Annotated in this window: 20 protein-coding genes and 1 pseudogene; 5 read left to right on the top strand and 16 right to left on the bottom strand. The window is 54.6% G+C overall.

Features of this window, described 5'->3' with window-relative positions:
• Window positions 1-9: 9 nt before the first annotated feature.
• The 3 genes from FOM92_RS04945 to FOM92_RS04935 are packed head-to-tail and all read right to left on the bottom strand — an operon-like array spanning window position 10 to window position 2326.
• Window positions 10-933 (bottom strand): DMT family transporter, encoded by a 924-nt coding sequence (locus tag FOM92_RS04945; RefSeq protein WP_143775676.1) that lies wholly within the window; start codon window positions 931-933, stop codon window positions 10-12.
• A complete protein-coding gene (rsmD, locus tag FOM92_RS04940; protein ID WP_143775675.1) occupies window positions 930-1481 on the bottom strand; it encodes a 16S rRNA (guanine(966)-N(2))-methyltransferase RsmD in 552 nt (183 codons plus the stop codon). Before rsmD ends, FOM92_RS04945 begins: the two co-directional genes overlap by 4 nt.
• Window positions 1481-2326 (bottom strand): pseudouridine synthase, encoded by an 846-nt coding sequence (locus FOM92_RS04935; RefSeq protein ID WP_143775674.1) that lies wholly within the window; start codon window positions 2324-2326, stop codon window positions 1481-1483. The genes rsmD and FOM92_RS04935 overlap by 1 nt, the downstream gene beginning before the upstream one ends.
• A gap of 102 nt (window positions 2327-2428) precedes the next feature.
• On the opposite strand from FOM92_RS04935, the gene FOM92_RS04930 reads away from it, so the two are divergent.
• Window positions 2429-4030: an AmpG family muropeptide MFS transporter gene (locus FOM92_RS04930; RefSeq protein ID WP_246087149.1), complete on the top strand. Its 1602-nt coding sequence runs from the start codon at window positions 2429-2431 to the stop codon at window positions 4028-4030.
• Between the two features lie 16 nt (window positions 4031-4046).
• Here the strand turns inward: FOM92_RS04930 and FOM92_RS04925 are convergent, their stop codons facing one another.
• The 9 genes and pseudogenes from FOM92_RS04925 to purB all read right to left on the bottom strand — a co-directional run bounded on the left by FOM92_RS04925 (window position 4047) and on the right by purB (window position 12017).
• The gene (locus tag FOM92_RS04925) at window positions 4047-5384 is read right to left on the bottom strand and encodes a bifunctional folylpolyglutamate synthase/dihydrofolate synthase (protein WP_143775673.1); all 1338 of its coding nucleotides are present in this window, start codon (window positions 5382-5384) and stop codon (window positions 4047-4049) included.
• A gap of 82 nt (window positions 5385-5466) precedes the next feature.
• A complete protein-coding gene (accD, locus tag FOM92_RS04920) occupies window positions 5467-6321 on the bottom strand; it encodes an acetyl-CoA carboxylase, carboxyltransferase subunit beta (protein ID WP_143775672.1) in 855 nt (284 codons plus the stop codon).
• A 2-nt stretch (window positions 6322-6323) separates the two neighbouring features.
• A complete protein-coding gene (trpA, locus tag FOM92_RS04915) occupies window positions 6324-7109 on the bottom strand; it encodes a tryptophan synthase subunit alpha (protein ID WP_143775671.1) in 786 nt (261 codons plus the stop codon).
• Window positions 7106-8347: a tryptophan synthase subunit beta gene (gene trpB / locus FOM92_RS04910; RefSeq protein WP_143775670.1), complete on the bottom strand. Its 1242-nt coding sequence runs from the start codon at window positions 8345-8347 to the stop codon at window positions 7106-7108. The genes trpA and trpB overlap by 4 nt, the downstream gene beginning before the upstream one ends.
• Window positions 8334-9011, bottom strand: a complete 678-nt coding sequence (locus FOM92_RS04905; RefSeq protein ID WP_342778160.1) for a phosphoribosylanthranilate isomerase — start codon at window positions 9009-9011, stop codon at window positions 8334-8336. The genes trpB and FOM92_RS04905 overlap by 14 nt, the downstream gene beginning before the upstream one ends.
• Window positions 9012-9034: 23 nt before the next feature.
• A pseudogene (locus FOM92_RS04900) lies at window positions 9035-9400 on the bottom strand (bleomycin resistance protein).
• Window positions 9400-10074 (bottom strand): orotidine-5'-phosphate decarboxylase, encoded by a 675-nt coding sequence (gene pyrF, locus FOM92_RS04895; protein ID WP_143775669.1) that lies wholly within the window; start codon window positions 10072-10074, stop codon window positions 9400-9402. Before pyrF ends, FOM92_RS04900 begins: the two are co-directional and overlap by 1 nt.
• On the bottom strand, window positions 10071-10376 hold the full coding sequence (locus FOM92_RS04890) for a hypothetical protein (protein WP_143775668.1): 306 nt from the start codon (window positions 10374-10376) through the stop codon (window positions 10071-10073). The genes pyrF and FOM92_RS04890 overlap by 4 nt, the downstream gene beginning before the upstream one ends.
• A 315-nt stretch (window positions 10377-10691) precedes the next feature.
• Window positions 10692-12017, bottom strand: a complete 1326-nt coding sequence (purB, locus tag FOM92_RS04885) for an adenylosuccinate lyase (RefSeq protein WP_143775667.1) — start codon at window positions 12015-12017, stop codon at window positions 10692-10694.
• 126 nt (window positions 12018-12143) lie between these two features.
• Between purB and parC the strand changes: the two genes are divergently transcribed.
• Both parC and FOM92_RS04875 read left to right on the top strand, forming a co-directional pair.
• The gene (gene parC, locus FOM92_RS04880) at window positions 12144-14468 is read left to right on the top strand and encodes a DNA topoisomerase IV subunit A (protein ID WP_143775666.1); all 2325 of its coding nucleotides are present in this window, start codon (window positions 12144-12146) and stop codon (window positions 14466-14468) included.
• An 83-nt stretch (window positions 14469-14551) separates the two neighbouring features.
• On the top strand, window positions 14552-16291 hold the full coding sequence (locus FOM92_RS04875; RefSeq protein ID WP_143775665.1) for a putative bifunctional diguanylate cyclase/phosphodiesterase: 1740 nt from the start codon (window positions 14552-14554) through the stop codon (window positions 16289-16291).
• Here the strand turns inward: FOM92_RS04875 and FOM92_RS04870 are convergent.
• The 4 genes from FOM92_RS04870 to trmFO are packed head-to-tail and all read right to left on the bottom strand — an operon-like array spanning window position 16249 to window position 19990.
• Window positions 16249-17475 carry a CCA tRNA nucleotidyltransferase gene (locus FOM92_RS04870; RefSeq protein WP_143775664.1) on the bottom strand — a complete coding sequence of 409 codons (1227 nt, stop codon included), beginning with the start codon at window positions 17473-17475 and terminating at the stop codon, window positions 16249-16251. The genes FOM92_RS04875 and FOM92_RS04870 overlap by 43 nt on opposite strands.
• On the bottom strand, window positions 17472-18044 hold the full coding sequence (locus tag FOM92_RS04865; protein ID WP_143775663.1) for a CoA pyrophosphatase: 573 nt from the start codon (window positions 18042-18044) through the stop codon (window positions 17472-17474). Before FOM92_RS04865 ends, FOM92_RS04870 begins: the two co-directional genes overlap by 4 nt.
• Window positions 18041-18592: a DUF1285 domain-containing protein gene (locus tag FOM92_RS04860; RefSeq protein WP_143775662.1), complete on the bottom strand. Its 552-nt coding sequence runs from the start codon at window positions 18590-18592 to the stop codon at window positions 18041-18043. The genes FOM92_RS04865 and FOM92_RS04860 overlap by 4 nt, the downstream gene beginning before the upstream one ends.
• 60 nt (window positions 18593-18652) lie before the next feature.
• Entirely contained in the window at window positions 18653-19990 is a 1338-nt protein-coding gene (gene trmFO, locus FOM92_RS04855) for a methylenetetrahydrofolate--tRNA-(uracil(54)-C(5))-methyltransferase (FADH(2)-oxidizing) TrmFO (RefSeq protein ID WP_143775661.1), read from the bottom strand.
• Between the two features lie 59 nt (window positions 19991-20049).
• On the opposite strand from trmFO, the gene FOM92_RS04850 reads away from it, so the two are divergent.
• Both FOM92_RS04850 and FOM92_RS04845 read left to right on the top strand, forming a co-directional pair.
• On the top strand, window positions 20050-20883 hold the full coding sequence (locus tag FOM92_RS04850) for an NAD(P)H-hydrate dehydratase (RefSeq protein WP_143775660.1): 834 nt from the start codon (window positions 20050-20052) through the stop codon (window positions 20881-20883).
• Between the two features lie 19 nt (window positions 20884-20902).
• Window positions 20903-21580: a lysoplasmalogenase family protein gene (locus tag FOM92_RS04845; protein WP_170226789.1), complete on the top strand. Its 678-nt coding sequence runs from the start codon at window positions 20903-20905 to the stop codon at window positions 21578-21580.
• The last annotated feature ends 152 nt before the right edge of the window (window positions 21581-21732 follow it).

Below are 21732 nucleotides of genomic sequence, written 5' to 3'. Positions count from 1 at the left end.
AGCGAACAGTTAGGGAACGGAACGCCTCTGCGCAAGCTTTGCAAATAGGCGTCCATCAATTGCGACCAGGCCACAAGCAATCAACGCCGCGCCGATCATTTCCTTTATCGCAACGGACTCGCCGAGGACCACGACCCCCAGCAAGATCGCCACGACAGGCTGGATGAAAGCGACGAGCATCGCATTGGATGCGCCGGCACGGTCAATGAGACGGAAATACAGAAAATAGGCAAAGGCTGTTGATGGAACGGCAAGACCAATTGCGCCAATCCATGCATCCCATCGTGCGAAGGGCAGGGTCCATGGATGATCAATTACCAACATGAACGGCAAGATCAGCACGGCTGCGGTAAATACCTGCCCGGTTGCCACAACAAATGGCGTCATAGTGGTTTGGGACAGGGTGCGTCCGTAAATCGCCGCCAAAGCGTAGAGGACCGTGGCGCTGAGACAGGCAAGCTGCGCCACCACATCGCTGGTCATTCCCTTGAGCGCGCCCGTGCCGACCATGACAACAATGCCGGCCAGCCCAAGGAACACGCCCAAAAGCCGCGACGAAGTCGCTTTTTCGTCCCGGGTGAACAGATGAGCCAGCAACACGCCCCATAAGGGCGTCGTGGCATTCAGTATCGAACCCAGGCCTGTACTGATGAAAGATTGCCCCCAGAAAAAGAGCATGAAGGGGAAGGCGGCGTTAAGGCCGCCTAATATGAATAGCTGCCGCCAGCTGCGTGCATCACTGGGCAGTTTCTGGCCCATAAATCGGAGTGCCAGCAACATGAACGGGACGGCAAGAGCCATGCGCATGAAGGCAAGGGTAATGGGAGGAAAGCTCCGCAAACCGAGTGCGATCATCAAAAATGCGCCACCCCACAGCAGCGACAGAAGGAGGATGATTCCCCAATCACCGCCCGACATTTTGGGGGACGTCAAAGCGTGTCGTCCGGGCGGAGCAGTGTTAGCCGCGCTTTGCCGACGTCACGAACGGTATCGATAACAAAACCTTTGACGTCGACTGTTTCCTTTATGCCCGTTTCGATGCTGATCCATGCCGAAGGAGCAAACCAGCGCAGACGCGCCAGTTTATCCAGTGCGACCGATCCTGCACCACTTGCATAGGGAGGGTCCATCAGAACAAGGTCGAAAGGCTTGATGGCCGAACCTAAGGAAAGCACCGAGCCGCGACGTATATCCGACTGCCCTTTGGCAGCCAGTTTGTCGATATTGGTTTCGAGAGCTTTCAGAGCATTGGCGTCCTGTTCGACGAATGTGCAATGCGCAGCCCCGCGCGACAATGCTTCAAGTCCTAAAGCACCCGATCCTGCAAACAGGTCGAGCACGGCCAAATCCTCAAAAGAACCAAGGCGGCTATTCAGCATGGAAAACAATGTTTCGCGGGTGCGGTCCGCCGTCGGGCGGGTTGTGTCTCCCTTGGGCGCTACCAGAGGACGCGAACGCCATTGACCAGCAATGATACGCATCAGTTCAAAGTCTTTCGAAACGCAATCAGATCAACCCGGCGTACTTCGCCGACGGTGCCCGGCGCCATGTCCCCCAGAATAAAGGGGCCGTAGCGGGTACGGATCAAGCGACTGACTTCCAGTCCGAGATGTTCCAATACGCGTCGAACTTCGCGGTTCTTTCCTTCGGTCAGGGTCATTTCGATCCAGCCATTTCGCCCTGTACGCCGTTCCAGATTGGCGTCAATCTGACCGTAACGTACCCCGTCGATTTCGATGCCGTGGATCAACTCTTCCAGTTGTTCCTGCGTCACGTCACCAAAGCAGCGGGCCCGATACGTCCGTTCGATGCCGGTGGAAGGCAACTCCATCTGCCGTTTGAATTCACCGTCATTGGTCAGCAAGAGCAAACCTTCGGTATTGAGGTCGAGCCGGCCAATAGGCATCAGACGCGGCAAATCCTTGGGCAGCACATCATAAATGGTCTTGCGCCCGCTAAAGTCACGCTCGGCTGTCAGGCACCCTTCGGGTTTGTGAAAAAGATAGAGTTGCGTCGGCGCCGGTTGGCCCACCGCTTTGCCATCTACAGCCACGCCATGCAGAGATTTCAGCAAGGTTGCCGGTGTTTCGACCTTTTCACCGTTCAGCGTGATCCGTCCATCTGCAATCATGCGTTCAATTTCGCGGCGCGAAGCTACGCCGGCACGGGCAAGCAGTTTGGCAATCCGCTCTTCGCCATCCTTGCGTTCCAGAGCACCTTTGGATGGTGCGGCATCCGGGCGCGGTTTTCGTGCAGGCTTTTTGTCCCAGCGCAGGCGTGGTGGTTTTGCGGGGCGCGCAGGCGCTCTGGTAGGTGGTTTAGCCATCCTTGCGCCTTTGACGCATTGTGATCGAAAAGTCACGCCACTGTTGATGCCACTGCATTGCGAATTGCACTTCGTTATTAAAGTCACTGGCCATTCAGGAAAATGACGTTAGTCATTCACGCAAAGAATATCGGAGGGGTCCGGATGTCGGTCGATTTAATACGCTTTTTCATTTTTGTAGCTATTCTCGCGGCACTGCCCGTGATCGCGTTGATGGTTCCGGCGTTTCGTCCTTATCTCCGTAAAAATCCGGTCATCACTTTTCTACTCGGAATATCCAGCGGATTCCCGCTCACCCTGCTGGTCGCCACCATGACATTCTGGCTTGCAAAAGTTGGCATCGACACGGCGACGATCGGTTTTGCGGTGGCTTTGGGTATTCCCTACACAATCAAATTTCTGTGGGCGCCGCTCGTCGACAAACTCCATCTGCCCATTTTGACAAAAGCCTTTGGGCAGAGACGCAGTTGGCTGTTTTTCGTGCAGGCGCTCCTGTTCTTTTCGATATGGCAATTGGGGGCGAGCAACCCGCAACCGGGTAACATGACTCTTTTTGCGATTTGGGCGCTGATTACAGCATTCCTCTCTGCAACGCAGGATATTGTGATTGATGCCTATCGAATTGAAATATTGGAAGAAGACGAATTTGCCCACGGGACGGCCACCAATCAGTTTGGATACCGCACCGGAAACCTAATTGCAGGTGCAGGTACCATTTACTTTGCCTCGCAAGAGGGGCTGGGGCTTGGATGGGCAACCGCTTACGGATTAACGGCCTTTTGCATCATTCCCGCCATTATCGGTGCTCTTTGGGCAGGACCGGGTAAATTTGTTGACCGTTTCGCCCATGTGTCCGGCATGAAACCCGGCCAATGGCTAACCGAAGCAGTGGTCAATCCATTCCGTGAATTTCTGACCCGGCATGGCGCCTTTATCATTTTGGGCTTTGTGCTTGTCTATAAAGTCGGCGATGCCATGGGACAGGCAATGCTGAGCCCGATGATCGTCGATTTAGGCTTTTCCGATCTGGATTATATCTCCGCAAACAAACTCTGGGGCTTTGGGGCCTTGATTGTAGGATCCGCGTTGGGGGCGCCCTTCATCTTGTGGCTTGGCATGGGGCGTGCGCTGCTCATTTCTGGACTGATGATGATGTTTTCGAACGTCATGTTCATGATACTGGCCGCATCCGGCAACAATTATTGGATGATGGTTGCCGCGATCTGCACCGAAAACATGACCAGCGGCATTGGTCTGACCGTATTCACAACCTATTTGTCGGGTCTGTCTAGCATCGCCTACACCGCGACCCAATTTGCCCTGCTGTCTTCCTTTGCCGGTGTCGGGCGGACGTTCATGGCCGGACCTGCGGGCATTATCGCCGAAAAAGTGGGTTGGGTTGGCTTTTGGGGCTTTACCGTTGTTGCCGCGATCCCGGGGATGATCCTGTTGTGGGTCTTGTGGAGCAAGGGGTATGTCGTCCAGAGCATTCATCAAGTCGATGCGATTGACGAAAAGGCATTAAAGGAACCGGTTGGTCCGGTACGCATTTTTGGTTTTGTCCTCGTTGTAGCGGGCCTGATCGGACTTCTCCTGTCGCAACCGCTGGAACTTGCCAACAATATCACCGCGCTCTTTGCAGGAGTATTGGTTGTTGGTGGTTTGCTGGCTTGGAAAGGACAGGGTAAGTCGAAAACGGCTTGACCCTGTTCAATCGTACTCAATCCGGTATCTGCGCATTATCCCGTAAGACTTCGCCGGCTAGATAAAGCGAACCGCAAATGAGCACATCGCCATGTGCGCCGTGTTCCGCAATGCGGTCCAGGGCTTCGGACACAGATGCGACAGGATCGGCGTGCACAACACCCATCCCGTCCTTGACCAGCAAACACAGATCTTTTGGATCATGATGTTCATGCCCGGTAATGGGCACAGCATGCAGTGATGCGATCTTGCTTGCCAAGGGTTTCAGAAATCCGACTGCGTCCTTGTTTTTGAGCAGACCGAGAATGACGTGAACCGGCGGTCCGTTTTCGAGAAGCTTTGCAATGGCCATTCCGGCATCCGGATTATGGCCCCCGTCAAGCCAGATATTCCGACCCGGGGGCAATTTTGCCTTTAGGGGACCGTCAGCCAGTAATTGCATCCGCGCAGGCCAACGGGTCCATTCCATCGCCGCAGCCAGTGCCGCTTCGGGTATCGCAAGTGCCGACTGGTGCCGCAGCATCGCGATGGCTAGCGCTGCATTGTCGGCCTGATGTGTGCCGGGCATGCGGGGCAGGGGAAGGGTGAGTTTCCCCTTGTCATCACGATAATGGAGGTGCCCTTCATATACCGCGGCATCCCAATGCGTTCCACGTGCCAGCAGCTTCGCATTTGCTCGGTGCGCGGCAGCGGCAATTGTATCGAACATTGATGGCGTGTATTTCTGAATGACAAGCGGTGATCCGGCTTTTGCTATTCCCGCCTTTTCAAATGCAATTCGGTCGAGTGGTGCCTCGGGCGTCCCTGCCTCAGGCGCGAGAAGAAATGCCTCATGATCGATACCCAGCGACGCAATGCCACAGGCTGCAGGGCCAACCAGAACATTGGTTGCATCCAAACGTCCGCCAAGACCGACCTCCACGATGCACGCGTCGGCAGTCGATCGGGCAAAGGCGAGGAACGCTACCGCTGTTGTGACTTCGAAAAAGCTCGCCTGCAAACCCTCGGCATGGTCAAGCACTTCGGACAATAGGGTGGCAAGCGTGGCATCGTCGATCAGTTGTCCCGCTACACGAATACGCTCGTTAAACCGCACCAGATGCGGACTTGAATAGACATGGGTGGTTTTACCGTCAGCCTCGATAGCTGACCTCAAAAAGGCGCAGGTCGAGCCTTTCCCATTGGTACCGGCAACATGAAAGACCGGAGGTAGTTCGAGATGCGGATTACCTAACCTGTCGAGCAATGCCGTGATGCGTTCGAGGCCCAAAACATCGCGGCCCGGGGACAGCATTGTCAGCCGGTCGAGCTGTGCCTGGACGGCGGGATCGGTCGAGTGGGCGTGATCAGGCATGTGATTTAGTGGGGCCAAATTTGAAGGGCGTCAGCCTGAACTTGTTTTAGGATGACGGGGTTGGAAAACCAACCGTCTTACCTCAAGCCGCCTTTTTCTCAGGCGCCAAAAAGCCGATTAACTGCGACAATGTGCCGCGCAAATCATGACGGTGGGTCACCATGTCGATCATCCCATGTTCAAGCAGATATTCGGCGCGCTGGAAGCCTTCCGGAAGCTTCTCCCGAATCGTCTGCTCGATGACGCGTTGTCCTGCAAAACCGATTAACGCACCGGGTTCGGCAATCTGCACGTCGCCAAGCATTGCGTAGGACGCTGTAACGCCCCCGGTGGTTGGATCGGTCAGAACTACAATATAGGGAAGGCCGGCATCATGAAGCATCTGAATGGCCACAGTTGAGCGCGGCATTTGCATCAGGGACAAGATTCCTTCCTGCATCCGTGCCCCGCCTGCGGCAGTAAAAATGATATATGGACATTTCGCGCGGATCGCGACCTTGACCGCGTCGATAAAGGCTTCGCCTACGGCCATGCCCATGGATCCGCCCATGAATGCGAAATCCTGAACGCTTATCACCGCTGTCTGGCCATTGATTTCACCTTTGGCGCTGATCATGGCGTCCTGTTCACCCGTTGCGAGGCGAGCCGCCTTGATGCGGTCTGTATATTTTTTGGTATCCTTGAACTTCAGCGGATCTTCACCCACGACAGGGGGCTTCAGAACTTCGTAGCTGTCATCGTCAAACAGGGCCGCAAAACGTTCCGCAGGTCCAATGCGGCCATGATGGTCGCATTTGGGACAGACCGATTGATTTTCCTCAAATTCCTTCAGGAAAATCATGGCGTTGCAGCCCTTGCACTTGTGCCACAGAGTTTCCGCTGTTTCGCGTTTCGCGATGAAGGGGATAGCGTTGCGTACGCGGGTGACCCAGTTCATAGTTACGCCTTTCTGGCTGCGACAATTGCGTGTTTCAGGGATGCCACATAATCCTGCAAGGCACCAGCAGCATTGCTGCCATGCCGCGCGACAAGCTCCACAAGTGCGGACCCGACAACCACCCCATCGGCAACCTGCGCGATATTGGCGGCTTGTTCTGGTGTGCGGACGCCAAAGCCGACTGCGACGGGCAAATCGGTATAGGATTTCAGGCGGGCCACAGCTTCGTCAATGCTGGTCTGTGCAGCCTGTTGCAGGCCGGTGATGCCGGCGACACTGACATAATAGAGAAATCCGGACGCGCCATCGAGTACCGCTGGCAGCCGCGCCTTGTCGGTGGTCGGCGTGGCGAGGCGGATCAGGTCGATACCCGCCGCGCGCAGCACGGGGCCAAGCTCGGCGTCTTCCTCTGGCGGAATGTCGACGCAGATAACGCCATCCACGCCCGCTTTGTTGCACTCGGAAGCAAACCATTCCCCGCCCCGGATCGTCATTGGGTTGGCATAGCCCATCAGCACAAGCGGCGTGTCCGGGTGGCGCGCGCGGAATGCGGCAGCGATTGCGAAAATGTCAGCGGTGGTGGTTCCGGCGCCCAGACTGCGGATATTTGCTTCCTGAATCGCGGGACCGTCGGCCATCGGGTCTGTGAACGGCATACCGAGTTCAATGACGTCCGCGCCCCCGGCCACAAGCGCATCCAGATTGGCCGCGGTGTCTCCATCACCTGCCGTGATAAAGGTCACCAAAGCGGCATGGGGCTTGGAAAATGCCGAAGATAGACGAGTCATATCGTCGTACCCAAAGCTTCAGCCACGGTGAAGATATCCTTGTCTCCCCGGCCACACAGGTTCGCCAATATGATCTGGTCCCGATCCATTTTCCGGGCCTCGCGTTCCACGGCTGCGATGGCGTGGGCAGGTTCAAGAGCGGGGATGATCCCCTCGGTACGGCAGAGCAGCTGAAAAGCGTTCAGAGCCTCGCTATCGGTAACGCTGTCATAACGCACCCGGCCTATTTCCTTCAGCCAGCTATGCTCCGGTCCGATGCCAGGATAGTCAAGCCCTGCCGAGATGGAATGTGCCTCGGCAATCTGGCCGTCTTCATCCTGAAGCAGATAGGTTTTGTTGCCATGCAAGATTCCGGGGCGTCCACCCGCCAGACTTGCGGCATGCTCCTTGTCCAGGCCGTGACCTGCGGCCTCTACACCCAGCATCGCCACATCCTTGTCGTCAAGAAAGGGGTGGAATAGCCCGATAGCATTTGATCCGCCACCTATGGCCGCCACAAGCATGTCGGGCAGCCGGCCCGTCCGGCTCAGCAATTGGGCCCGGGCTTCCTTGCCGATAACGCTTTGAAAATCGCGGACCAGTTCGGGGTAGGGATGCGGTCCGGCTGCCGTGCCGATGATGTAGAATGTATCGTGTACATTGGCGACCCAGTCCCGCAGCGCCTCGTTCATCGCATCTTTCAGCGTATTCGCGCCCGACGTTACCGGGATAACTTCTGCACCCAAAAGCCGCATGCGGAACACATTGGGCTGCTGCCGTTCGACATCTTTGGCACCCATATAAATGAAACAGGGAAGACCAAAGCGCGCGCAGACGGTAGCCGTGGCCACGCCATGCTGGCCTGCGCCGGTTTCGGCAATGATGCGCGTTTTGCCCATCCGGATAGCCAACAATATCTGGCCGATACAGTTGTTTATCTTGTGCGCGCCGGTGTGGTTCAGTTCATCCCGCTTGAACCAGATTTGGGCGCCTTTACCTTCCGGTGCCGTTTTCCGCACCTCTTCCGTCAGTCGTTCTGCATAATATAGTGGGGAAGGGCGTCCGACATAATGCTCAAGCAAATCGTCGAACTGCGCCTGAAACGCCGGGTCGGTTTTAGCAAGCCGGTAATGGCGTTCGAGATCAAGTACGAGCGGCATCAATGTTTCCGCTACATACCGTCCGCCAAACTGGCCAAAATGGCCATTCTCGTCGGGTTGGTTGCGGAATGAGTTCGGGGTGGGTTCAGCTGTTGTCATGGTCGCGCACCGCTTTGCAGAACTGGGCAATCTTGTCCATATCCTTGATGCCCGGAGCGGACTCCACCCCCGATGAGGTGTCCACCAACGGCGCCTGTGTCTGGCGAAGGGCTTCGGCAACGTTCGCGGATGTTAATCCCCCGGCCAATCCCCACGGAATTTCATGTCGGTGGTCGGCAAGTAGAGACCAGTCAAATCGCATGCCGGTACCACCTGGCAAAGCCTGCGCGGGCGCGTCGAACAGCAACAGGTCGGCAGCACCTATATAGCGCGCACTTTTCTTGAGCGTTTCCGCGTCCTTCACGCCTAACGCCTTCCAGATTTCAACAGAGGTTACGCCTTTGAGAACGCGCAACCACTCCGCTGTTTCCGTGCCGTGGAACTGGACCACATCTGGTTTCACAATTTCGAGCGCCTTTGCCGTATAACCCGGTTCCGCGTTAACGAGCAGCAGGACGACCTTGAATTGTTCAGGTGTTCGCATGCGCAAGGCTGCAGCATGCTCGAGCGGAAGATAACGGGGGCTTTTCTCGTAGAGATTGAGCCCGATATGGGTGGCCCCGGCACGCGCAGCGGCATCGACACCAGCCTCATCCTTGAGGCCACAAATTTTGATTTGGGTTGGCATGTCGGCGCGGTTAGCCGAACCCGTTGCGTTCGTCACCCTGAAGTTCACAATCCGGCGTCTTATTCGGGATTTTGCACAAGCCGCAACAATGTCCCGTCTAGGTCGACCAGATAGCCGACAACCATACCGCTATGTGCCCGCTTCGGCGGATGTATACGTGGCCAACCGGTCGTTTTTTCGGGAATACCGGCGTCCAGACATATTTTGTGAAATGCATAGACATCGTCCAGTCGGAGGCAGCAACTGAACGAACTTTGTGCCGCGTCCAGATCGGGATAGCGGAAAAACTCAAGGCAAAGGCCGCCTCGTTCGAGAATCAACCAGTTGCTGTCATGCTAACTCGTTTCGAAGCCCAGTCGTCTATAAAAGTTGATTGTGTTTGTATAGTCACGCGACGGCAGATTTGGCGTCGCATGATCGGACATCAGAGAGTCCCGACAATAGCCCGCGCTGCTTCATCCGGGTTTTCTGCCTTGGTGATGGGTCGTCCTACAACAAGAACGCTTGCGCCATCGTCGCGCGCTTGTCGTGGCGTCACGGTGCGTTTCTGATCGCCGCTTTGCCCTCCCTCCGGACGAAGGCCGGGAACAACGAAGAATCCGTCTTTCCACAGCCTTTTGACCGCTTTCACCTCATGGCCTGAACAAACGATACCATCCAGACCAGCTTCCTGGGCAAGTGCCGCAAGGCGCGCAACCTGAGAATCCGGGCTGTCGGGTACGCCGACACGGCTCAAATCATGATCGTCGAGGCTCGTCAAAACAGTCACTGCGACGACTTTGGTGTGGGCACCGGCCGCAGCCTTGGCATCCTCCATCATTGCCCGGCCGCCGGCGGCGTGGATAGTAACAATGGCTGGTTCCAGCACGTTGATAGCCTGCATGGCTTTGGCAACCGTATTGGGGATGTCGTGCAACTTCAGATCAAGAAAGATCGGTAAACCCAGCTTTTGGACTTCATGGACACCATGATGGCCATTGGCACAGAAAAATTCGAGACCAAGCTTAACGCCGCCGACATGATGTTTGATCCGTTTGGTCAGTTCCACCGCGTCATCAAGATAGGGTGTGTCGATCGCGACGTAGAGAGGATTGGTCATGCCGCATCACCCGGAACATAGCTTGGCCGCGGGGGAACGGGCGGCGGTGATGGGAATGTGGCCGTCCGCTGATTGCCCTCCAGCGTCAAAAGGCGCCGTTTCATTCGCCACAATACCGTGCGGTGAATAAAATAGAGCGGGAAAAAGCCGAGCATGAAAGCGGCAATCACAAGCGCAGGCAATTTGGTGTCAAGCCGCATGCCGCCCCACAGGCTGATAGAGACGGGCACCCAATTGTTCGTTGCAAACACAATCAGGCCGACAATCACGGTCACCCAGATTAATGTTTTCAAAAATCGCATGGGGTGTCGGCTCCTTTTGTTTTACCTTATGGAAAGTTTGGCGACTTGGGTAGGGGGAATAACTCAGGCCGTGAACTCATAAATATCGTCGTCGAGGTTTGAGGCCATTTTGCTTGAGGAAAGGAAGGAAGCCGCTGGGATATAGATATATCTCAAGGCTTTCTGACGCAGCCATGGGCAAAATGGGTCAAATCCCTTCGGGACGCCAAAATGGCTTCGATCTCGAACCAAAATACGCTTGCAGGCAGAATAACTGCCTTACAGCGCGCATTTTGGCCCGATATCTTTGCCATTTTGACGCCTCGACGACGCTATTTATGAGTTTACGGCCTCACCGAACACCCGTTTGAAAATCGTGTCCACATGTTTGAAATGATAATCGAGATTGAAACGGTCCTCGATTTCCTCCGCACTCATTTTCGCGGTTACATCGGGATCCGCCTTTAGCAGTTCCAATAGAGACAATGCGCCATCGGATTCCCATACCTTCATCGCGTTGCGTTGTACGATGGCATAGCTATCCTCGCGGCTGATACCGGCCTGGGTAAGTGCAAGCAGAACACGTTGCGAATGGACGAGGCCGCCCATACGGTCCAGATTTTTTTGCATGCGTGCCGGATATACAAGCAGCTTTTCGACAACGCCCGTCAACCGCCCAAGAGCGAAGTCGAGCGTGATTGTTGCATCGGGGCCGATATAGCGTTCGACGGAGGAATGCGAAATGTCGCGCTCATGCCAAAGTGCCACATTTTCCATGGCAGGTGTCACGGCGCTCCGGACCATGCGGGCAAGACCGGTCAGATTTTCGGTCAGGATCGGGTTCCGCTTGTGCGGCATTGCCGAACTGCCTTTTTGTCCCGGCGAGAAATATTCCTCCGCCTCCAATACTTCGGTCCGCTGCAAATGGCGTATTTCGATGGCCAGCCGTTCGATGGACGATGCAATGACGCCCAAAATGGCGAAAAACATGGCATGCCGGTCGCGCGGGATAACCTGCGTTGAAACAGGCTCAACCGAAAGACCCAATTTACCCGCAACATGCGATTCAACCTTGGGGTCGATATTGGCGAACGTGCCGACTGCACCCGATATCGCGCATGTCGCAATCTCTGCGCGGGCGGCGACAAGACGGTCACGCCCACGTGCAAATTCGGCATATGCCTGGGCCAGTTTAAGTCCGAACGTTACAGGTTCGGCATGAATACCATGGCTACGACCGATCGTCGGCGTAAATTTATGCTCCATTGCCCGGGTCTTCAGCGCCGCGAGAAGCGCATCCATATCGGCCAGAAGAATATCCGTCGCCTGGGTCAACTGCACTGCAAGACAGGTGTCCAGAACGTCGGACGATGTCATGCCCTGGTGCATGAAGCGGGCTTCATCGCCAACCTGTTCGGCAACCCATGTCAGAAACGCGATAACATCATGCTTTGTCACTGCCTCAATGGCATCAATGGCTGCCACGTCGATTGCAGGATTTGTCGCCCACCAGGCCCATAATGCTTCGGCTGCAGATTTTGGCACCACACCCAATTCGGCAAGGGCGTCGGTGGCATGCGCCTCGATTTCGAACCAGATCTTGAAACGGTTCTCCGGCTCCCAGATTTTGGTCATGGCAGGACGTGAATAACGAGGGATCATGGATACGGCTTTCAGCAGATGTTCGGAGTCGCGGCCCCGTTAGCAGAGCGGGCGATTGATAACAAATCTGTGGATTGCTGAATTCGCCACTTTGCGACGTGCATAACCGCCGCTATCGGGGCAGCAATGTCCGATACAGTTGATACATTGCCGGAAGACCCGTTCGACGCCGTTGTCGATGCGCCTTTTGATGCCGCATTGTCCGAACGGTATCTGATCTATGCCATGTCGACCATTACCGCGCGGTCCTTGCCGGATTTGCGCGATGGACTGAAACCTGTGCACCGGCGGTTGTTGTGGGCAATGCGTCTGCTGAAACTCGATCCATCGCAGGGGTACAAGAAATGCGCCCGCGTCGTAGGCGATGTTATCGGTAAATATCACCCACATGGCGACCAGTCGGTCTATGACGCCATGGTGCGGCTCGCACAGACTTTTTCGCTCCGTTACCCGCTTGTCGACGGGCAGGGGAATTTTGGCAATATCGATGGCGATAATGCCGCAGCCTATCGTTATACAGAGGCCCGCCTGACGAAGACCGCAATCGAATTGATGAACGGTCTGGATGAGAATGCGGCTGATTTCCGGCCAACTTATAATGGCGAGGATGAAGAGCCCGAGGTTATGCCCGGTCTTTTCCCCAATTTGCTTGCCAACGGCGCAAGCGGCATCGCGGTCGGGATGGCAACAAGTATTCCATCACACAATGTCGCGGAAATCATTGATGCGGCCACATTATTGATCGACGAGCCGTCCGGTTCGCATGACCAGATCATGGGCATTATCCAGGGCCCCGATTTTGCGACCGGCGGCATATTGGTCGACAGCAAGGATGTTATCAGTGCTGCCTATGCCAGTGGACGCGGCGCGATGCGGGTCCGGGCACGATTTTCGACTGGCCGTGATGATGCTGGTAATTGGGAACCAACAGGGGTTGAAAAACAATCCGGCGGAACCTGGCAACTGGTCATTTCGGAAATTCCGTACCAGGTCCAAAAAGGCAAGTTGATCGAACAGATTGCCCAACTGATAGCCGACAAGAAACTGCCCATTCTGGAAGATATCCGGGATGAAAGCGACGAGCAGATCCGTATCGTGCTTGTCCCAAAAAGTCGCAATGTCGATCCCGATGATTTGAAAAATGCGCTGTTTCGCCTGACCGATCTCGAAACCCGCTTTTCGCTCAATCTCAACGTTTTGGATGCCGAGCGGACGCCACGTGTCATGGGAATTGGCGAGGTGCTGCGGCACTGGCTTCACCATCAGCTTGAAGTGCTGGTGCGCCGGTCACAGCATCGGCTCGACAAGATCGATGCGCGACTGGAGTTGCTTGAGGGTTATATCATCGCCTTCCTCAATCTGGACCGGATTATCGAGATCATCCGTACCGAGGATGAACCCAAGCCGGTCATGATGGAGGAGTTCCAGTTAAACGACCGGCAGGCCGAAGCGATTTTGAACATGCGCCTTCGTTCCTTGCGCCGCCTTGAGGAAATGGAGCTCCGCCGCGAACTGGATGAATTGCGGGCGGAGAGGGAAGATCTTGCAAAGCTGATCGAAAGCCCTGCCCGGCAGAAGACGAGGCTGAAAAAGGATTTGGCTGCGTTGCGCAAAGGCTATGCCGAGGATACCGAACTGGGCCGCCGTCGTACATCGCTGGAGGAAGCAGGGCAGGCGCGGGAGATTTCTCTGGAGGCTTTCGTCGAGCGGGAACCGGTAACGGTGATCATGTCGAAACGGGGCTGGATAAAGGCCATGAAGGGCCATGCGGACCTGTCGGCAAAGGCGGACTACAAATTCAAGGAAGGCGACAGCCTCGCTTTCGCTTTCCACACCCAGACAACTGACAAAATCCTGATCGCCACGGCAAATGGTCGTTTTTATACCTTGGGTGCGGACAAGCTTCCCGGCGCACGTGGTTTTGGTGAACCTGTGGGATCGATGGTGGATATCGAAGCGGGCAATGATATCGTTTCGGTTCTGCCCGCTACGCCCAATGGCCGCATGTTGCTCGCCGCTTCGACGGGTAAGGGTTTCATTGCGAAAATGGCGGATGTCATTGCCGAAACGCGCAAAGGACGGGGCGTTGTGACGCTCAAACCCGGTGCACGGTTGAAGGTCGTGCGCCCCGCGCCGCCTGAAACAGACGATGATGCCTTGCTGAAGGATCAGTATCTGGCGGTCGTGGGCGATAACCGGAAGCTTGTAGTGTTCCCGCTCAGTGAAGTGCCGGAAATGTCTAAAGGGCAGGGTGTGACGTTGCAGCGCTATAAAGATGGCGGCCTTGCCGATGCAATGTGCTTCCGTCTGAGCGAGGGGTTGAGTTGGGCCATGGGGGGCGAAAGTGGTCGAACGCGGACCGAAAATGACATGTCGCTGTGGCGTGTCGCACGCGGAGCAGCCGGACGGCTTCCACCTCAAGGATTTCCGCGGAATAACCGGTTTGACTAATGGCGGCCTCGCCAAAAATTAACCAAATATCCACCACAACTTAGGTGACGATTTTTTACAACTAGGCCTTATGGCCTGTTGGAATGAAGCATATTATCCGCCGCGATATTGCCGAATTGTCCCCTTTCAGCGCTAAGCTGCCTAAGGTTGCTTCGCTGAATCAGGTTGATCCGCGGCTTGAATATGGCTGGCTGGCGTCTCTGCCGATTGCAGGTGCGATTTTCCGGCTTCAGGCCGATCGCGTCGAATATGTTCTGAGCAATCCCAAATTTGACGAACTCGCATTGGGTTTTGAACGTGAATCCGGCCTCGATCTGGGTACGCTGGCCGACCGGGCTTTCTCCATGGTGGACGAGGGCCGGGAAACGCATTTTGAATGCTGGCAGTCGCCCGATCCCGTCAACAAGCGCGAGTTGGAAATCAGCATCGCCCGGTTTGGCATAAACGGAAGCATGATCCTGCTTTCGATGGTGGACAGGACCGCCGAAGCCACCAGCCGCCTCAATCTCCGACGCGAAATGCTCAGCGACAGCCTGACCGGTTTTTGCAATCGCACCGGATTCGAAGAAGAGATCGAAAATCGGCTTGAAACCTTGGTTGAGAGCGGCTCGGCCAAGGGTTACGCCATCATTCTCATAGACCTCGCAAGGTTCAGCCGAATTAATGAATCCGCTGGAGCAATGGTCGGCGACGAACTCATCATCACCGTCGCCCGCCGACTAAATTCCCGAATCCGTTCCAACGAAATCCTCTGCCGTCTTGGTGGAAACGAATTCGCTCTTTTTGTTCAAATGGATGACGATACCGTCAATGTCCGACACATCGCCCAACGATTAACCGACGCATTTCTCAAACCATGCCAGCTTTCCAGTCTGGAGATACAAGTAGACTGCGCCGCTGCTGCTGCGATAGGCCGGGTTGGAAGTGATGATCCAATGGATACGCTGCGCCATGCCCAAATTGCTCTGAAAAAGGCGAAATTCACCAAGTCTTTTGAGCTCTATACTCCCGGAACGGTTGATACTGCACGCCGCCGTTTCAGCATGGAAACCGATCTCCGCCGCGCTCTGCAAATGGGGGAACTCGAACTTCACTACCAACCGCTTGTCGACCTCGACACCGGGTTGCTGAGTGGTTTTGAGGCGTTAGCAAGGTGGCAACATGCCGATCTTGGAGCGATCTCACCGGTAGACTTTATTCCGGTTGCTGAAGAAAGCGGTTTAATCGTGCCTCTTGGTCGCTGGGCTCTGGAAGAAGCCGCAAAGACCATAGCATTGTGGGACGAGCGCATGCTGGGTCAACAGGATTTCCGAATCTCGGTTAATATGTCAGCGGTGCAAATTCAACGTGATGATGTGGTAGAAGCTGTTTCGTCAGCACTTCGCGGATCCAACATTGCTGGTAATCGAATGACGTTGGAACTCACGGAAAGCGCCTTCATCAATGATCCGGAAGGAGCTAAACGTTTACTGGACGATCTCAAATCACTTGATACTAATTTGGCGATGGATGACTTTGGAACCGGTTATTCAAATCTGGCGTATCTACAACAGCTCCCGATCGACGTTCTCAAAATCGATCGCAGCTTTGTCTCTGAGATGATGGTCAACAAAGATAAACGAGCAATAGTTCGGACGGTACTGTCTCTTGCAAGAGCTCTTGGTATGAAAACTACCGCTGAAGGTATCGAGAGCAGCGAAATTTCTGAAGTTTTGCGTCGTTTAGGTTGCTCGGTTGGGCAGGGCTACTACTTCGCAAGGCCAATGACCAGCGATGCCGCTTATGCTTTCCTTGTGGCAGACAAAAGTTCGCCGACTATCTGAACTGATTTAGTGAACATTTCTTCCATGGCAGGGAAGTCCTGATCGATCCAATACTGCTCAAGGCTCTGCAGTGTTCTAGCTACCATGGGTCCGGCGGGAACGCCCATCGCGATAACATCGCCGCCTTTGATTTCGAACACAGGAAGGCTCCAACCAGTTAATCGTGCAATGCATTTTTCGAAAATATTATCGCTAGCGTAAAGATTAACTACGTCGATGGCGCAGGTCATGCCCCACCGATATGCGATTTCTCGGACATTCGATTCTGTGGGCAACTCGCCACTTACGCGGTGTAGAAGTTGCTCTCTCAGTCGATTTGACAGTTTAAGCCGTGCTGAAACTTTGTCTACCGCAACCGGATCCCGCGGTAGCAACGTTAACAGCCGTGCAGCGAGTGAAATGTCCAGATTATGCTGTGCTTCCCTTCGTACAACTGTCTCCAGTTTTTCAACGACTTTGTCATCCAGCTCCGGTAAAAACTGTGCGAAGATGCGACATTCTTTCATCAATTGCACCGACAATATTGGGTTCGGCAATGTGATTAAGCGTGTTAGTTCTTGCGCAATGCGCTCTCTTGAAAGGGCGGTTAAGCCATGTGCGCCTTTGGCGCATGCAGCTAATGCGCGATCGTCGGCAGGCCCTGTCCCGAAGCGTGCAAAAAAGCGGAAGAAGCGCAAGATACGGAGATAATCTTCGGCGATCCGCTCATCTGCCTCTCCGATAAATCTTACAATACCTGATTTCAAATCCTGTTGGCCGTTAAAATAGTCGAAGATTTCTCCGGTATGACCATCGGCATATAAGGCATTTATGGTGAAATCACGTCGCGCCGCGTCCTCAGTCCAGTCCGTAGAGAAAGCGACTACAGCGCGTCGACCGTCAGTTGCCACATCTCTTCGCAACGTCGTAATCTCGTAATTTTTTCCATCAGCAACTGCAGTTACCGTTCCGTGTTCAACTCCGGTCGGCACCGATTTTATCCCCGCTTGTTCCAGTCTGTCCATGACTTCTTTCGGTAACAGCGTTGTGGCCAAATCCACATCGGAGACGCCAAGACCAAGCAGGCTATCTCTAACGGCACCGCCTACGATGCGCGGTCCGCCATGTTCGTCGGAAAGCGCCTCGACGATGTTTCTCAAGCTGGGAGCTTTAAACCAATCTGCGCTTCGTATGATGTCGCTCATGACAACCTGCGTGCCAGATTTGCAATTATACCAGCCGTGACGCCCCAAATCCGCCTTTGGCCCCATTGCATGTCGTAATAAGTCCTTTGCCGGCCGTTCCATTCCGCAGTTTTCTTTACGGCGCTTGCTGGGTCGAGCAAGAAAGATAGAGGGACTTCGAACCAGTCCTCCACTTCGTCAGGGTTTGGAATGAGGTTTAGGTCGGGCGGAATAACTCCAACGACAGGTTCAATCCGATATCCGCTCCCGGAAAAATAGGTGTCGGCAACGCCCAATATCGTCACATCTGAAGGATCTATAGACAATTCTTCATGTGCCTCCCGCAATGCTGCCGAGATGGCTCCACTGTCTCCATCATCTATTTTGCCGCCCGGAAATGCGACTTGCCCTGCATGGCTGCGCAACCAATCTGGACGCTGTGTAAGTATAACGCCAGGCTGCGGACGGTTGGTGATAGGAATTAAAACTGCTGCGGCGCGATGCTCTTTGACCCCGAAGTCTCTTTCATCTTCAACAACAACGCTCCAATCAGCGGTCAAAGCTGCGCTTATCCGTTCAATCCACGTCATTGGGATGTGCCGATCGGAAATACCACGCCCTTGCTCCATATTTTGGGTTCTTTTGGGCACTCTGCCAAAGCGATTTCAGCCAGCTCATAATAGGCTGACCGAGCGATTTTTGCCCAAAGCCCTTTACGGACATGCAGGCAGGGCAGATCGTTACGAAAAGCCAGTTCTGAGCCCGGGCCAGCAACGACTAAATCATCTGTGTTCAAGCGAAATGCCAGGCATCTCGATTCAAATTCGCCTTCGCTTTGCATTTCCACTGCAATGAAAGGTGCATCTTCAACATCGATGGATAGTTTCTGCTGCGGCGTAACGAGCCAATGTTGTCCATCGGCATCGCATTGTAAAAGACTTGAAAAGGCCCGGATCATTGCCGGCCTGCGGATTTCGTCGCCTTGATGATACCATTTACCGTCTGCAGCGATGCGCATTTCGCTCTCGCCAATGTGCGTGGGGTCCCAATTCTCGATAGGAGGTAATTTACGCGCCGCGGCTAACGCTGCGATCTCTGATAGGTTCAGTTTGGCGAGGTCGGGTGCGTCGTAAGGCATATTTCAGCGATAGGTTCAAAGTTGCTGTTCGTCAAAGCCTTGGCAAAAGTGCAGTTGGTCTCAGATAGCTAATTTATACCTTCCAATCCATTCAGCCAGATCGGCGCGCGCGCGGGCGGTTATTGCCGCTTTGCGCTGCTTTTTGTGGGTTTTCTCTTCGAGCGGAGCGAACAGGCCGAAATTGACGTTCATGGGCTGATAGTCGTCGGCATGTGCGTCGCCGGTAATATGGCCCAGCAAAGCCCCCAGCGCCGTAGTGCTCGGCGGCTGCTCAATTCTGGTCCCGCCCAAATCAGCAGCCGTCATCAGCCCGGCCATCAGACCGACTGCGTTGCTTTCGACATAACCTTCGCAGCCCGTGATCTGGCCTGCGAAGCGAATATTGGGTGCTGTTTTCAGGCGCAGTTGCCGGTCCAGCAGTATCGGTGAACGAATGAAGGTGTTTCGATGAAGTCCACCTAAACGGGCAAATTCTGCCTTTTCCAGTCCGGGGATCGTTCGGAATAGTTCAACCTGAGCTGCATGCTTCATTTTGGTTTGAAAGCCCACCATATTCCAAAGCGTGCCCTGCTTATTATCTTGCCGAAGCTGAACTACAGCATGCATCCAGCGGCCCGTTTTGGGATTATCTAAGCCGACGGGCTTCATGGGACCAAAGCGGAGTGTGTCCAGTCCTCTGGCGGCCATTACTTCTATCGGCATGCACCCTTCAAAATAGGGCGTGTTCATCTCCCACTCTTTAAACTCCGTCTTTTCGGCATCCAGTAGAGCCTGGTGAAAAGCGCGGTATTGTGCCTCGTCCATAGGGCAGTTGATGTAATCTTTGCCGTCGCCTTTGTCCCAGCGGGACGCGTACCAGGCGACATCCAGATCAATACTGTCGTGATAAACGATTGGCGCAATTGCATCGAAGAAGGCAAGCCGGTCTTCGCCTGTTTTGGCCATGATATTATTGGCAAGATTTGTTGCCGTCAGCGGTCCTGTCGCAATAATCACCGGAACGTCAGCAGGAATTTCGTCAATCCGTTCCCGGACGATGTCAATATTTCCGATATTTTCCAATTCTTTAGTGACTGTTTCAGAGAACAGGTCACGATCAACGGCGAGAGCCGAACCGGCGGGTACTTTGGCGATTTCGGCCGCGGCCATGACGAGCGAACCTAATGAACGCATTTCCTGATGCAGCAGGCCGACGGCGTTGTTTTCGGCGTCATCGGAACGGAAGCTGTTGGAGCACACCAGTTCTGCAAGGCCGTCAGTCTGATGGGCCGGTGTGGTATCGCCGGAACCCCGCATTTCGGACAAGCGCACTTTAAAGCCGCGTCGGGCCAGTTGCCATGCTGCCTCGCTGCCCGCGAGGCCTCCGCCAATGATATGCACGTCATAATCTTCACTCATTCCGGCGCGGCTATCAAAATTTCGTGGGAAAGCACAGGCAAAAGCGGCATGGTGAACCTATGACATTCCATCTGCGACTTGCTGACGACAATAGTGTGGCGCAACCGGCATTGACCATGCCCGAAAAGGATATCCACAAATATAGCCGCGGTCATGCGCTGGTGGTGAGCGGTCCTGTCCTGAAAACAGGAGCCTCCCGTTTGGCAGCGCGGGCAGCATTGGCTGTCGGGGCCGGTTTGGTCACCCTTGTTGGCGACCGGTCGGCGCTGCAAGAACATGCTGCGCATGTCACGGCCATTATGCTCAAGGAGTTCGATCCGGGGCATGACCCGTTGGATGAGCGGGTCAAAGCCGTTGCCATCGGTCCGGGGGCAGGGGTTACGCCGGTGACACAGAATAATGTGCTCCGGTTGCTGCAATCCGGTATTCCGATCGTGCTTGATGCCGATGCACTGACTGTATTTGCGGAAAATAATCATATATTATTCAATATCTTAAAATCCTTTGACGTCATGACGCCACATAAGGGCGAATTTGCCCGCTTGTTTCCCGATCTTGCCGATGAAGAAGCGATCCCCGCTGCTCTTGCCGCCGCGCGCCGTGCTGGTTGCGTCGTCCTTTTGAAGGGACCGCATACCGTTATCGCCGACCCGTCCGGCAAATGGGCGGTAAACAAACACGCGTCACCCTGGCTTGCGACCGCAGGATCCGGCGACATATTGACCGGACTGATCTGCGGGCTCTTGGCCCAAGGCGTAAACAGTTTTGATGCCGCCGCCATTGCCGCATGGTTGCACGGCGATATCGGCGTCCGCGCTGGCCCGGGTTTGACCGCAGATGCGATGCCCGAATTTATCCCCCTTGTTTTGCAAGGCTGTTTGCAAGAAGACTGACGAAAAGGGGTATAGTCATATGGCGCAAGATCTGGCGCACAAACGTCCTTGGCTTTTGGCAAGCTTGCTCGCCGGGTTGAGTTTTCCGGCAACATGGCTGTTTTTGCCGATAGAAGGCGGCCTGTTCGCAATAATATGGAAGATGGCAGCAGTCGGATTTCTGGTGCCCTTTGCATTGCGACGTCACCATGAGGGTGAATTCGCGTTGCTGGCGTTGATGCTCGGCCTGTACGCCCTTGGCGACGGGTTAATCGAGCTATCGATGGTTGCCGGTGCGGTTTCATTTGCGGCGGGCCATCTGGTGGCGATTGCTATTTATTTCCGCCATCGCCGCGTGGGCGCGGTATTCAGCCAGAAATTGTTGGCGATCTGCCTGTTCGTGCTGACACCGGTTATTGCCTTTTATCTACCGGGAAATAGCGAGGAAGGTGTCCAGGTCGCTGCATATAGCGTGATTTTGGGCGCGATGGCCGCAATGGCATGGAGCAGTAATTTCCCGCGTTATCGCGTCGGCGTTGGCGCTGTTTTCTTCGTAATATCCGATTTGCTTATTTTTGCGCGTCTGGGACCTTTGGCCAATTCCGAAATAACCAGCCTTGCCATTTGGTATTTATATTATTTCGGCGTGCTCATGATTGCGATCGGAATAGCGCAGACCCTCGTTAAAAGAGGACATTTCCTGCACGGCGAAGAGTAAGAAAACGGAGGCCAATTTCCGTAACCTCGCTTTCAAAAGATACAAAAGATACCGAAAACAGTTATGATTTTGTATCCTTTGTTGCTTTAAGTTAATGGCATATATCGCGCTTGTTAAATATCCAAACTGTCAAAGAGCGATGCCGTTGTCTG

This window comes from Sphingorhabdus contaminans (assembly GCF_007280415.1).
GTDB lineage: Bacteria > Pseudomonadota > Alphaproteobacteria > Sphingomonadales > Sphingomonadaceae > Sphingorhabdus_B > Sphingorhabdus_B contaminans.
This window is presented reverse-complemented; position numbering and strand designations above follow the sequence as displayed.

Excerpts from the sequence above, each read along its gene's own strand:
- FOM92_RS04890 (WP_143775668.1), bottom strand. The coding sequence starts at position 10,376 with ATGCGATTTTTGAAAACATTAATCTGGGTGACCGTGATTGTCGGCCTG.
- rsmD (WP_143775675.1), bottom strand. The coding sequence starts at position 1,481 with ATGCGTATCATTGCTGGTCAATGGCGTTCGCGTCCTCTGGTAGCGCCC.
- FOM92_RS04870 (WP_143775664.1), bottom strand. The coding sequence starts at position 17,475 with ATGAGCGACATCATACGAAGCGCAGATTGGTTTAAAGCTCCCAGCTTG.
- accD (WP_143775672.1), bottom strand. The coding sequence starts at position 6,321 with ATGAACTGGGTCACCCGCGTACGCAACGCTATCCCCTTCATCGCGAAA.
- FOM92_RS04845 (WP_170226789.1), top strand. The coding sequence starts at position 20,903 with ATGGCGCAAGATCTGGCGCACAAACGTCCTTGGCTTTTGGCAAGCTTG.
- FOM92_RS04860 (WP_143775662.1), bottom strand. The coding sequence starts at position 18,592 with ATGCCTTACGACGCACCCGACCTCGCCAAACTGAACCTATCAGAGATC.
- FOM92_RS04930 (WP_246087149.1), top strand. The coding sequence starts at position 2,429 with ATGACGTTAGTCATTCACGCAAAGAATATCGGAGGGGTCCGGATGTCG.
- FOM92_RS04925 (WP_143775673.1), bottom strand. The coding sequence starts at position 5,384 with ATGCCTGATCACGCCCACTCGACCGATCCCGCCGTCCAGGCACAGCTC.
- FOM92_RS04850 (WP_143775660.1), top strand. The coding sequence starts at position 20,050 with ATGACATTCCATCTGCGACTTGCTGACGACAATAGTGTGGCGCAACCG.
- FOM92_RS04865 (WP_143775663.1), bottom strand. The coding sequence starts at position 18,044 with ATGACGTGGATTGAACGGATAAGCGCAGCTTTGACCGCTGATTGGAGC.
- FOM92_RS04935 (WP_143775674.1), bottom strand. The coding sequence starts at position 2,326 with ATGGCTAAACCACCTACCAGAGCGCCTGCGCGCCCCGCAAAACCACCA.
- pyrF (WP_143775669.1), bottom strand. The coding sequence starts at position 10,074 with ATGACCAATCCTCTCTACGTCGCGATCGACACACCCTATCTTGATGAC.
- trpB (WP_143775670.1), bottom strand. The coding sequence starts at position 8,347 with ATGACAACAGCTGAACCCACCCCGAACTCATTCCGCAACCAACCCGAC.
- trmFO (WP_143775661.1), bottom strand. The coding sequence starts at position 19,990 with ATGAGTGAAGATTATGACGTGCATATCATTGGCGGAGGCCTCGCGGGC.
- trpA (WP_143775671.1), bottom strand. The coding sequence starts at position 7,109 with ATGACTCGTCTATCTTCGGCATTTTCCAAGCCCCATGCCGCTTTGGTG.
- FOM92_RS04875 (WP_143775665.1), top strand. The coding sequence starts at position 14,552 with ATGAAGCATATTATCCGCCGCGATATTGCCGAATTGTCCCCTTTCAGC.
- parC (WP_143775666.1), top strand. The coding sequence starts at position 12,144 with ATGTCCGATACAGTTGATACATTGCCGGAAGACCCGTTCGACGCCGTT.
- purB (WP_143775667.1), bottom strand. The coding sequence starts at position 12,017 with ATGATCCCTCGTTATTCACGTCCTGCCATGACCAAAATCTGGGAGCCG.